This is a genomic window from Trinickia sp. (genome assembly GCF_051953405.1).
Taxonomy (GTDB): Bacteria; Pseudomonadota; Gammaproteobacteria; order Burkholderiales; family Burkholderiaceae; genus Trinickia.
Genome location: NZ_JBQCIV010000087.1, coordinates 1 through 11,190, shown reverse-complemented (window position 1 = coordinate 11,190; position 11,190 = coordinate 1). Strand labels below are relative to the sequence as shown.

Annotated in this window: 9 protein-coding genes; 4 read left to right on the top strand and 5 right to left on the bottom strand. The window is 64.6% G+C overall.

What is annotated here, in order from left to right; genetic code table 11:
• Positions 1-87 precede the first annotated feature (87 nt).
• Entirely contained in the window at positions 88-1,731 is a 1,644-nt protein-coding gene (locus tag ACTHN9_RS15755) for a methyl-accepting chemotaxis protein (protein WP_440537710.1), read from the bottom strand.
• A gap of 445 nt (positions 1,732-2,176) precedes the next feature.
• Here ACTHN9_RS15755 and ACTHN9_RS15750 point away from each other — a divergent pair, with 445 nt between their 5' ends.
• On the top strand, positions 2,177-3,580 hold the full coding sequence (locus ACTHN9_RS15750; RefSeq protein ID WP_440537708.1) for a methyl-accepting chemotaxis protein: 1,404 nt from the start codon (positions 2,177-2,179) through the stop codon (positions 3,578-3,580).
• 159 nt (positions 3,581-3,739) lie between these two features.
• Positions 3,740-4,180 (top strand): large conductance mechanosensitive channel protein MscL, encoded by a 441-nt coding sequence (mscL, locus tag ACTHN9_RS15745; protein ID WP_440537707.1) that lies wholly within the window; start codon positions 3,740-3,742, stop codon positions 4,178-4,180.
• A gap of 60 nt (positions 4,181-4,240) precedes the next feature.
• Here mscL and ACTHN9_RS15740 read toward each other — a convergent pair whose 3' ends face one another.
• Both ACTHN9_RS15740 and ACTHN9_RS15735 read right to left on the bottom strand, forming a co-directional pair.
• Positions 4,241-6,223 carry a response regulator gene (locus ACTHN9_RS15740; protein ID WP_440537706.1) on the bottom strand — a complete coding sequence of 661 codons (1,983 nt, stop codon included), beginning with the start codon at positions 6,221-6,223 and terminating at the stop codon, positions 4,241-4,243.
• Between the two features lie 56 nt (positions 6,224-6,279).
• A complete protein-coding gene (locus ACTHN9_RS15735) occupies positions 6,280-7,887 on the bottom strand; it encodes a sensor histidine kinase (RefSeq protein ID WP_440537705.1) in 1,608 nt (535 codons plus the stop codon).
• Between the two features lie 368 nt (positions 7,888-8,255).
• On the opposite strand from ACTHN9_RS15735, the gene ACTHN9_RS15730 reads away from it, so the two are divergent.
• A complete protein-coding gene (locus ACTHN9_RS15730) occupies positions 8,256-8,738 on the top strand; it encodes a hypothetical protein (RefSeq protein WP_440537704.1) in 483 nt (160 codons plus the stop codon).
• Positions 8,739-8,777: 39 nt separating this feature from the next.
• On the opposite strand, the gene ACTHN9_RS15725 is transcribed toward ACTHN9_RS15730, so the two are convergent.
• Complete coding sequence (locus ACTHN9_RS15725; protein WP_440537703.1) at positions 8,778-9,683, bottom strand: NAD(P)-dependent oxidoreductase; 906 nt, start codon at positions 9,681-9,683, stop codon at positions 8,778-8,780.
• Positions 9,684-9,830: 147 nt separating this feature from the next.
• Between ACTHN9_RS15725 and ACTHN9_RS15720 the strand changes: the two genes are divergently transcribed.
• Entirely contained in the window at positions 9,831-10,040 is a 210-nt protein-coding gene (locus tag ACTHN9_RS15720) for a dodecin (protein ID WP_440537702.1), read from the top strand.
• Between the two features lie 57 nt (positions 10,041-10,097).
• Here ACTHN9_RS15720 and ACTHN9_RS15715 read toward each other — a convergent pair whose 3' ends face one another.
• Positions 10,098-11,183 (bottom strand): BMP family ABC transporter substrate-binding protein, encoded by a 1,086-nt coding sequence (locus ACTHN9_RS15715; RefSeq protein WP_440537709.1) that lies wholly within the window; start codon positions 11,181-11,183, stop codon positions 10,098-10,100.
• Positions 11,184-11,190: the final 7 nt, after the last annotated feature.

The window sequence follows — 11,190 nt, the reverse complement described above, 5'->3', positions numbered from 1 at the left end:
CACTTGAACGAACGTCGGGCGCACGTGCGATATTCGCAGGTGCGCCCGACGAAGTGGATTCGACCTTTCGTTTACGGCGATCGATGCTCAGCCTGCGAGCACCGGACGGCCCGAATGCGTCGAATGCGACGTCGCCGATTGCTGCGCAAGCCGAGGCGTCGCGGCGCGCATCGACTGCGAGCGCGCATCGACGTGGAAGGCGGCGACGGCGGCATCGAGCTGCCCGGCTTGCTCCTCGAGCGAGGCTGCGGCGGCCGCGGCCTCTTCGACAAGCGCAGCGTTCTGCTGCGTCACGGAATCCATCTGCACAACGGCGCGGTTGATCTGCTCGATGCCCGTCGATTGTTCGCCCGATGCGGCGCTGATCTTGCCGATGATGTCGGTCACGCGATGCACGGCGGCCACCACTTGACCCATCGTTTCGCCGGCACGGCCGACGAGCGCGTTGCCGTTATTGACCTTGTCGGCCGATTGCGCGATCAGCGATTTGATTTCCTTCGCTGCGCTTGCGCTACGCTGCGCGAGGCTGCGCACTTCGCCGGCCACGACGGCGAAACCGCGGCCTTGCTCGCCGGCGCGCGCCGCTTCGACAGCCGCATTCAGCGCGAGGATATTCGTCTGGAAGGCGATGCCTTCGATGACGCCGATGATGTCGCCGATCTGATGCGAACTCGATGCGATGTCCTCCATCGTGCGCACGACGTCGCCCACTACTTCGCCGCCCCGCGCCGCCGTTTCCGACGCGTCGTGGGCAAGATCGCTCGCCTCCATCGCATGCGCCGCGTTCAGCTTCACCGTCGCCGTCAACTGCTCCATGCTCGAGGCCGTTTCTTGCAGCGACGCCGCTTGTTGCTCGGTGCGCTGCGACAGATCGGCATTGCCCGTGGCGATCTCGCGCGCGCCGTGCATGATTGCTTCCGAGCCTGCGCGCACACGCGACACCGTTGCGACGAGCGCAGCCTGCATCGTCTGCAGACCGACGAGCAAGCGCCCCATTTCGTTTTGCCGATCGACCGCGATCGTGCCGGTCAGATCGCCCGACGCAATGCGTTCGAAATGGCGGACAACAGTATCGATGGGCCGCACGACGGCCGAGACGAGCGCCGTGCGCGCGAACAGTCCGATCAGGAACGCGATTGCCGCGATCGCCGCGGCGCCCGTCGCCAAGCGATGAAAGTTCGCTTGCGCGGCAGCATAGCGAGCCTCTTGATGCGAGATCTGCAACGCCTCGAGTTCGCCGATCGCCGCTTCATAACGCGCGTAGAGATCGTTCGCGGTCTGCCCTTGGATGGTACGGAACGTGTTGAAGTCGTTCTGCTCCAAGGCCTGAAATTCGGGATTGATCGCTTGCTGTACGAGCGCCGTGCGTGCGGCGGTCACGGCATCGGCCAAGCGCGTTTCGTTCTCGTCGCGCGGCTTTTTCTCGTAATCGGCCCACTGCGCGTCGCTATCCTTTAGCACCGCGTGCGCTTTAGGCAGCAAATCGTCGCCGGCCTTGCCCATCGAAAACAGGGTCTCATAGCTACCCAGCGCGAGCCGCACTTGCAGCATCCGCTCGGAACTCGTTTTCAAATGCGTGAGCGCGGCCGTATCGGTCGCATACATTTGCTGGAGCGCGTTGTTGCTTTGTCGCAGGCCCAGCATGCCGGCGGCCATTGCCGCCATCAAGGCGAGCGTGTAGCCCGCGATCGTGAGCGTGAGCCCACCGCGAATCGTGAAACGTTTGAACATGGCATCGACGTGCGCGCGCTCGCGACGAGGCATCGCACGGTCCCCTCCGTGGTGGTGGTAAAGCGCGCACAGTGGCTCTCTTGCGGAGCGTCGGATAGTCCCGGCCTGCTGCGAGTGGTCTGATCGGGCGCGTCGTGCGTGCGAAGGTACAAGCGCAATCTAAGGGTTTCACGGCGATTGCGCAATGGCTGGAAGCACTATCGTCATACTATCGTCATCCCCACTCAAGTCCGCCCCGCTTCCGTCCGTTAACGCAAAGGAGAGCCCAACGACAACTGCGGATTCGACGGGCCGCGGGCCGCGTCGGCATCGCGCCGCGCGTAAGCGCTGCGTAAGCAAAGTCCGATAGATATGGGCGCCACGAGACAGAGACAAAGACTGAGACAGAGAAAGACACAATGACGCGCGGGGCCGAGCATGCACTCGCGCGAAGGAGACCGTCACCATGCGTTTGACCTTGCGCCGGCCGCGTGCCGCCCGCTCGATCGTCGGCGACATTGCCGAGCACGCCGGCAAACTCGGCATCGAAATCTGCGACGTGTCGGGCCATGTCGAAGAAGTCGCGAGCCGCGTCGCTCAGCACGCCAATGTCTGCCGCTCGCTGCGCGAGTCGGCCTCCGTCACGATGCAAGGCAACCATCGGATCGCCGAAGCCGCGCGGCAAGTGCGCGTCGTGAGCCGCGAGGCGTCGAGCGCGGTCGAACAATCGCGGCAAACGCTCGATGCCTCGCTGGCCGACATCCATGGCCTGGTCGATGGCGTGACAAGCATCGCCACGCAAATCGAGGCCCTACGCGAAGCGCTCGATCACGTGAGCACCGTCTCCGAGGAAATCTCGCTGATCGCGCGGCAAACGCATCTGCTCGCGATCAACGCCGCGATCGAGGCGGCCCGTGCGGGGGAATCGGGCAAGAGCTTCGCCGTCGTCGCGGCCGAAGTCAAAAACCTCTCGAGCAAGACCGCTCAGGCCACGGCGCAGATCGAGGCGACGCTCGCGCGTCTGACTCAGCAGACCGAGCAGTTGATTGCCGACGGCGCCGAAAACACGGCACGCGCGCATCGCGTCAAGGAAGGCTCGGCCACCATCGGCGGCATCGTGCAATCCACGGGCACCGCGATCAACCAGCTCCACGAGGAAGCCGAGCACATCGCGACGCTGACGGGCGATATCGAAACGCAGTGCCATCGTCTCGAGGAGCAAGTCGGCGACATGGCGAGCGGCGTCGAGCACTCGAGCGCGAACTTCCTGCAGGCGAAAGACCGTCTCGCCAGCCTCTTGTCGGTCTCGGAGACTTTGATCGAGCTGACAGCGGCAACCGGCGTCGAGACGCCCGACACACGCTTCATCGAAGCGGTGCAACGCACGGCCGCAAGGGTCGGCAAGCGCTTCGAGCAAGCCCTCGCGCGCGGCGAGATCACCGAAGCCGCGCTGTTCGACGCGAACTACGTCCCGATCCCGGGCACCGACCCGCAGCAGTTCACGACGCCATTCACGGCCTTCACCGACCGCGCCTTGCCCGAGATCCAAGAGCCGCTACTCGCGCTGGACGAGCGCGTCGCGTTTTGCGCCGCGGTCGATCTACGCGGCTACCTGCCCACCCACAATCGCAAGTTCTCCCAGCCGCAGCGCGCGGGCGACCCGGTGTGGAACGCCGCGAATTGCCGAAACCGGCGCGTGTTCGCCGATCGCACCGGGCTGGCGGCCGCCACGCACACCCAACCGTTCTTGCTCCAAACCTATCGGCGCGACATGGGCGGCGGCGCGTACGCAATGATGAAGGACGCATCCGCGCCGATCTACGTGAACGGCCGCCATTGGGGCGGTCTCAGGCTCGCCTACAAAAGCTGACGCATCGACGTGCTCGCCCGCACCGGCGGGCACGAAAAATCCTCCCGCGACAATCGGCCGTTCGCTATCATGGCCGCGATGGCATGCGCCTTGCGCGAGCGATGCGGTTCGCGTATTCGACACAGCGCGCATGCAACCCGTCAAAGGAGGGAAAAATATATGGGCATGGTCAAGGAATTCAGGGAATTTGCCGTCAAGGGCAACGTGATGGATCTGGCTGTCGGCGTCATCATCGGCGGCGCATTCTCCACCATCGTCAATTCGGTCGTCAAGGACCTGATCATGCCGATCGTCGGCGTCGCCACGGGCGGTCTCGACTTCTCGAACAAATTCATCCGGCTCGGCGACATCCCCCCGTCGTTCAAGGGCAACCCCGATTCGTTCAAGGATTTGCAAACCGCCGGCGTGGCCGTGTTCGGCTATGGCTCGTTCATCACGGCACTGATCAACTTCCTCATTCTCGCGATCATCGTGTTCGGGATCGTGAAGTTCATGAATTCGCTGCGCCAGCCGAAGGAAGCCGCGCCGGCCGAGCCGCCGCCCACGCCCGAGGATGTCTTGCTGCTGCGCGAGATTCGCGATTCGCTCAAGCAACGCTGAGCGCGCGTTCGCGATGCGCCAGCGGTCGCGCTAAGCGCGCACGCTACGGAAGCGCGCACACTAACTTGCGTTCGCACCGCCTTGCGTTTTCGCCTCGGCGGTGCGTTGAATCAGCACCTCGAGCTGGGTGAAATTGACGGGCTTGGTCAAGTGCGCGGTGAATCCCGCCGCCAAACAACGCCGGATATCCTCGTCCGAGCCGTAGCCCGTCAATGCGATCGCCGGCACCTGCGAATGCTGGCGCACCGTACTCACAAAATCGAGCCCCGTGCCGTCGGGCAAGCCGACGTCGCTCACGATTAGATCGAAGGTCCGCGTATGCGTGGCGGCCAGCGCTTCGGCCACCGACGCCGCAACCGCCACATCGTGTCCCAGCGAGCGCATCAAATGCGCCATGACGTCGGCCGTATCCACATGATCCTCGACGAGCAAGATCGCAATCCGTTCATCGGCCGCGGCTTGCGCCGACGCCGCTTGCACCGGCTCTTGCGCGGGGGCGGCCGCGGTCGGCAGCGCGATCGTAAACGTCGCGCCGCAGTGCGGGCCCGGACTGCGCGCGCCGACCGTGCCGCCGTGCGCATCGGTCAACGCCTTCGTGATCGCCAGGCCCAAACCCAGCCCGCCGAACTGCTGCGTCATACGCTGGCTGCCCTGTTCGAAGGCGTTGAACAGTTTGCCGATTTGATCGGGCGCGATGCCGATGCCCGTATCTTCGATCTCGATCTCGATACGCATGCGGGCATCGCGCGTGCGCACGTAGATGTGCCCGCCGTCTGGCGTGAACTTCGCCGCATTGCGTACGAGGTTCCATAACATCTGCTGCAGCCTCGCGGGATCCGCGAGCACGTAATGGTTTTCCGCCCGCTTTTCGATATGGACGTCGAGCGCTTTGACTTGAATCTCGGCACGGAACAGTTCGAGCACGCTATCGACGACATCGTGCACATCGACCGTTTCCAACGCGAGACGCAGCTTGCCGTTGGCCACGCGCGTCAAGTCGAGCAAGTCGTCGATGAGCCGCGCTTCGAGTTCGATGTTGCGCCGAATCATCTTCACGCTCGAATGCGCGGCGGCGGGCAGCTCGGGCATCGTCTCGAGCACCCGCGTGCCCACCAGCACCGGCGTGAGCGGCGTGCGCAGCTCGTGCGAAAGCATGGCGAGGAAGCGATCCTTGGCGCGGTTGGCCTCTTCGGCCGTCTGCCGCGCGCTTTGCTCGGCGGTCAGCAGCCGCTCGCGCTCCTCCATCGCTTCGCGTTGCGACTGAATGTCGGTGCAGCTCGCGAACCACTTGCCGACGCGGCCGTTCGCATCGCGCACGTCGGCAATGCGCATATCGAACCAGCGATAGGTGCCGTCCGCCGCGCGCAAGCGCAGCTCGTGCCGGTAGTCGGCACCCGTGGTCCCGCTCACGGCAGCGAGCCAGGACCGGCGCAGCGCGTCGCGATCGTCGGGATGCACGGCATCGAACCAGCCGAGCCCGCGCGAAGCCGCTTCATCGAGCCCCGTGTAGGCGTACCACTGCTTCGAGAAGAAATCGCACTCGCCCTGAGCATTGCTCGTGAACACGAGGTGCGGCAGCGCCTCGGACAAGCTGCGATAGTGCGCTTCGCGGTCGCGTAGCAACAGGGCCTCGGCCGAGGCGCGCTGCAATCGGACTTGAGCCAGCACGCGCTCGACGGCCTCGGGCAGATACTCGAGGTAGCCCCCCGATTTCGGTACGACGTCCGAGATACCGGCGCGCAACGCTTCGATCACGCGCGATTCGTCGGTAAAGCCGGTGACGAGGATCGCGGGCAACGTCGTGCCTTCGGCACGCAAGCGCCGAAAGAAATCGAGCCCGGTTTCCGCGCTGTCGAGCTGATAGTCGAGCACGAGCAGATCGGGCGCATCGGCGGCAAGCTGCGCGTGCGCCGCCTTGGCGCTCGGATAGGCGAAGACGCGGCAACCCGCGCGCTCGAGCGACTTTCGAGCAAGCCGCAAGATTCCCTCGTCGTCGTCGACGACGAGCACGCGCGCACTCTCCTGGTGAAAAACGTCGGTCATACTAGTCGTTCTGGTCCTACCGGCCCTCAAGCTCGTTCGATCCGATGCCTCGTCCCTCAGGTCATCCGCAACGGCTGTTCGGGCAGTGTCACGTAAAATGTCGAGCCGGCGCCCTCCGCCGATTCGACCCACACGCGTCCCCCATGCCGCTCGGTCACGCGGCGCACCAGCGCCAGCCCGATGCCGTCGCCCTTGGCGCGGTCGCCGTGCAGCCGCTGGAACGCACTGAACATTTTCGGCATGCAAGCGTCGGGAATGCCGAGCCCATTGTCGCGCACGTAGTACGTACGCATTCTAGGCGCTCGTTCGTCGTTCCCGCGCGGCGCTTGCTCGAGCGTCCCTATTTCGATCCGTCCGGTACGCGAGGGATCGAGATAATTGACCGCATTGCCGATCAAATTGGCGAAGATCTGCTCGATCGCGGTCGGGTCGCCCCAAACAGGCGGCAGTTCGCCGACGGAAACGGTCACGCCCCGTTCGACGATCGCCTGATGCAACGATTCGACCACCCGCGCCACCGCCCGCGCGACGCTCACCCGTTGCCATTGATATTCGAGCCGGCCCGCACGCGAGATGCGCAGCAGCGCATCGATGATCGAGGCCGAGCGCGTAACGGCTGTGCGCAAAAAGTGCAGCGCCTCGCTCAGATTGCCATCGAGCACACGCGTAATGCGGGTGCGCTCCGATTCGGGCAGATGGGCCGTGTCCAACATGCTGCGCAATTCGTCGCACGATACCTGCAGCTCGCGCGAAAACCCTTGCAGATTGACGAGCGGCGAGCGCAAATCGTGGGACACGCTGTAAATGAACATGTCGTTGTCCTGCTTTTGCTGACGCAGATTATCGTTCACTTGCGTCAGCTCCTGCGCGCGCGATTCGAGCGTCGCCTGCAAGGTAGCCTGATCGTGTTCCGATTCCGTGAGCAGTACGCTCGTTCGGTGCAGCGCGGCATCGAGGTCCGCTAGCTCGTCGTTACCGGCAAGCGGCGCACCGAGCGCCTGCGCGCGGCCGAGCCGCTGCGCATTGGCCGTCAGCGTGCGCAGCCGCCGCCCGATGTTGCCCGCGAACGCGAGCGCCGCGATCGCCCAAATCAACATCGAACCGGCGATGGCCGCGATCAGTGCATAGCGCTGGCGCTCGCGCGTCGCCGCCAGTTGCGTGCTGCGTTGGGTATCGAGCCGCGATTCGTCGGCGACGAATGCGCCCAGCTCATCGCGAAATGCCCGAATCTCCGGCGGCAAGGGCATATCGGTGAACGCGGCGGGCTGCACGTGCTCGCCATTGTGCAAGGCGGTGTAGATTTGATCGGCCCGCGCGCGGTAGGCCGCGACCGCCTCCCGCATGCGCCGCACACGCTCCGTTTGAAGCGGATCGTCGGCAACCAACTTTTCGAGCCGCGATAGCCGATCGCCGAGATCGACCCATACGACCTGCCTATCGATGAAGGAGGCATCGCCGAGAATCAGGCCCGCCCGCGCGCGCGCCGCCGCGCGCAACAGCGGATCGACGATGACCGATGCCTGGTAAAGCACTTGTTTGCTATGCGACGCCCATTGCGCCGCCTGGCTCGCCTGCTCCTGCGTCTTCGACAACATGCCGACGAGCGCGAGTTCGACCAAACTCGGCACGGCGATCAGCAGCAGCCCCTTCGTGAATAGTTTCATGCGTCCTTGGCGGCCCCTCGAGTCGCATTCCCGCGCCATGGCGCGGCACGGCGCTTGCATTGCACGACGTGCAAGAGCGAAACCGAACCATTATCCGTGCTGTTTGAAGATATTTCAACGGACGATATAGAGGCGCGTGCGCGCACAGAAGTTGGCATTTTTTATGAGTTGGACCAGCACGCCGGCGAAACTCGGGCCTATTATTGCCATAGATGTCGAGCGCCGCGCGGCGCAACGTGTGCACGGTCTCGATATGACTGCCTACGTGCGTCGGGAATGCGTGCCGAACGGTACGCGTTCGTGAATGCGACGTTTTCGTATGCTATAAAAGATCGGACGTGCGGCGCGCGAGAGCCGGGAGTGGTCGCATGAGGACGCTGTGTTTCTTGCAACTCTTTTTCAGGCGAATGTTTATGTCCTTCCCGAGAAAGCGCAGGCGCGCGAGCGCGGACAGCAAAGAATCGTTTCTCGCCGTGCTGCGCCAGTTCAAACCGTTTGTCCAGCTCGATACCAAGATCGCCCGTGCACGCTCGCAAGACGAGCCGGTGCTCTACGAGCACGTCCTGCCCGGGCTCGACGTCCTGCTGTGTACAGTGCGCGGCGCGCAGCCGCCTTATCCCGACGTCGACGAGTTACGCCGCCGCTGCATCGAATCGATCGCCAATGCGCTCGAACAGCCGCTCGAAGGGCTCGAGAACGGGGGCTACTGGTACGAGACGAACGGGTTCGGCTTCCTCGTCTTCGCGAGCCGTGCGCGCGTCAAGATCCTGCCCGAATTCGGTGCAGGCGCCGTGGCACGCGGCACCCGCCGGCAAAACGCCGGCGACGCGGCACCGCGCTCGTTTCGCTAAGCGATCGAGCGGATCCGCGCACGGCGGCTCGGCCGGCGTTCACGACGCATGCCGCGCCGCACGCGCCTGTGGCCGCACGATGTCGATAAACGCCGCCAGATCGGCCTGCGCGAGCCCCATGGCCGCCCCGAGGCGCAAGAGCTGCTGGACCGCGCCGACCACCGGCATCACCGCGCCCGCCGCGCGCGCCGCGTCGGCCACCGTATCGATGTCTTTCTGAAACGTCTTCAAGGAACCGAGCGGCGCGTGCCCCGTTTCGGTCATGCGCGGCACGAACGTGCGCAGCAAGACCGAGTCGGCCCAGCCGCCGGCGAGCGCCTCGGGCAGTCGAGCCGCATCGATCCCGGCCGCCTGCGCCAGGCCGACCGCCTCGGCCACGCCGGCCACCGTCGCGCAGACGATCGCCTGGTTGCACAGTTTCGTCATCTGCCCCGCGCCCACCTCGCCCATATGCGTGACACGCGCGGCATAGGCGCGAACGATCGGCTCTAGCGCGGCGACATCGGCTGCGCTGCCCCCGGCCATCACGGCGAGCGTGCCGGCCTGCGCGCCCGGCACGCCGCCCGACACGGGCGCATCGACCCAGCCGATGCCCCGGCCTGCCGCACGCGCCGCGTACGCGCGCGTCGCCGCGGGCGCGATGCTCGAGTGATCGACGATCCAACGCATGCGCCCCGCATCGCCGTCGGCCCCATCGCCGCCGAGCAGCCCATCCTGCCCGAATACGACGTCTTCGACAGCCTGCGTGTCGGACACGCACAGCAACACCGCTTGCGCGCGGGCAACGAGATCGCGTGGGGTATCGACCACCTGCGCGCCGTCGGCGACGAGCGCCTGCGCCTTCGCGCGCGTGCGGTTCCATACCCAGACCGAGTGCCCGGCACCGAGCAAATGCCGGATCATCGGCGCGCCCATGAGGCCCGGCCCGCAAAATCCTAGATCCATCGTGGCTTTCTCCTTCGAACGAATCGGTCTGCGTCCTCGGCGGCAACGCACAAGACCCATACGATATCGCGCGCCGCCATCGGCATGCCCGCGCATCGTTGCCTATACTGGTCTATCCATGCTCGACGATAAACGGAGCGAAATCTCATGAACGACCACGTCTACAAATACATCGAACTGACCGGTTCGTCGACGAAATCGAGCGACGATGCGATTCGATGCGCCATCGAACGCGCCTCGAAGACCTTGCGCAATCTGAATTGGTTCGAAGTAACGGAAACGCGCGGACACATCGAAAACGGCGGCGTCGTGCACTGGCAAGTGACGCTCAAGGTGGGGATGCGCTTGGAAGATTGACGATGGGCGGGATACCATCGGCGTCCCGCCCGCTCTTTGCGCGACAGCGCAGCTTCGTCAGTGCGGCAGCGTACCGTCCACGCCTTCGACGTACCAGTTCAGGCGCTGCAGCTGCGCATCGGACAGCGTGGTGCCGGCCGGCACCTTGACTGCCCCCGTTTGATCCTTGATCGGACCCGTGAAGACATCGCGCTTGCCGCTCGCGATCGCGCTGCGCGCGCTCTTCTCGTCGTTAAGCGCCGCCGGCGTCACCGTTGGGTTCAAGTCTTCCAGATCCACCGCTTGCTGGGGCAATCCCCACCAGACGGGATCGTTCTTCCATTTGCCGTCGAGCACTTGCGCGATCGCGGCACGATAGTAGACGCCCCAATGCGCGACCACCGAGCCCAGCGCCGCATCGGGCCCGAACTTCTTCATATCGGAGTCCCAGCCGAACGCATGCACGTGCTTTTCTTGGGCCGTCGCAAGCGTCGCGCTCGAATCGGTGTTTTGCAGCAGGACGTCGGCCCCCTGCCCGATCAACGTCTCGGCAGCCTGCTTTTCCTTGCCCGGATCGAACCAGCTGTTGATCCAGATGACCTTCGTGTGCACCTTCGGATTGACCGAGCGGGCGCCGAGCGTGTACGCATTGATGTTGCGCACCACTTCCGGGATCGGCACCGATGCGACGAAACCGAGCGTGTTCGTCTTCGTCATATGCCCCGCGACAATGCCCGCGAGGTAGGCGCCTTGATACATGCGCACGTCGTACGTGCCGAAGTTCTTGCCCTTCTTGTAGCCCGTCGCGTGCAAAAACACCGTGTCCGGAAAGTCTTTCGCGACCTTCAGTTCGAAGTCTTGATAGCCGAAGCTCGTTCCGAAGATGATTTTGTTGCCCTTGCTCGCGAGTTCGCGGAAGACACGTTCGGAATCGGCCGATTCGGGCACATCCTCGACGCGCGTGATCTTGATCTTCTTGCCGAACTGCGCCTCGGCCTCTTTCGAGCCTTGATCGTGCGCAAAGGTCCAGCCTGCGTCGCCCGGGTTGCCCAGGTAGACGAACGCGACACCAGGCACGTCGGCCGCTTGCGCGGCGGGGACGCACCCGGCGCGCAACACGAGCGCCGCGCCGGCGGCGAGCGCGGTCAACGTTTTTCTTCTCATCGAACTT

Bases quoted from the DNA above. Each gene is read 5' to 3' on its own strand.
- ACTHN9_RS15750 (WP_440537708.1), top strand. From the start codon at position 2,177: ATGCGTTTGACCTTGCGCCGGCCGCGTGCCGCCCGCTCGATCGTCGGC.
- ACTHN9_RS15755 (WP_440537710.1), bottom strand. From the start codon at position 1,731: ATGTTCAAACGTTTCACGATTCGCGGTGGGCTCACGCTCACGATCGCG.
- ACTHN9_RS15735 (WP_440537705.1), bottom strand. From the start codon at position 7,887: ATGAAACTATTCACGAAGGGGCTGCTGCTGATCGCCGTGCCGAGTTTG.
- ACTHN9_RS15740 (WP_440537706.1), bottom strand. From the start codon at position 6,223: ATGACCGACGTTTTTCACCAGGAGAGTGCGCGCGTGCTCGTCGTCGAC.
- ACTHN9_RS15715 (WP_440537709.1), bottom strand. From the start codon at position 11,183: ATGAGAAGAAAAACGTTGACCGCGCTCGCCGCCGGCGCGGCGCTCGTG.
- mscL (WP_440537707.1), top strand. From the start codon at position 3,740: ATGGGCATGGTCAAGGAATTCAGGGAATTTGCCGTCAAGGGCAACGTG.
- ACTHN9_RS15725 (WP_440537703.1), bottom strand. From the start codon at position 9,683: ATGGATCTAGGATTTTGCGGGCCGGGCCTCATGGGCGCGCCGATGATC.
- ACTHN9_RS15730 (WP_440537704.1), top strand. From the start codon at position 8,256: ATGAGGACGCTGTGTTTCTTGCAACTCTTTTTCAGGCGAATGTTTATG.
- ACTHN9_RS15720 (WP_440537702.1), top strand. From the start codon at position 9,831: ATGAACGACCACGTCTACAAATACATCGAACTGACCGGTTCGTCGACG.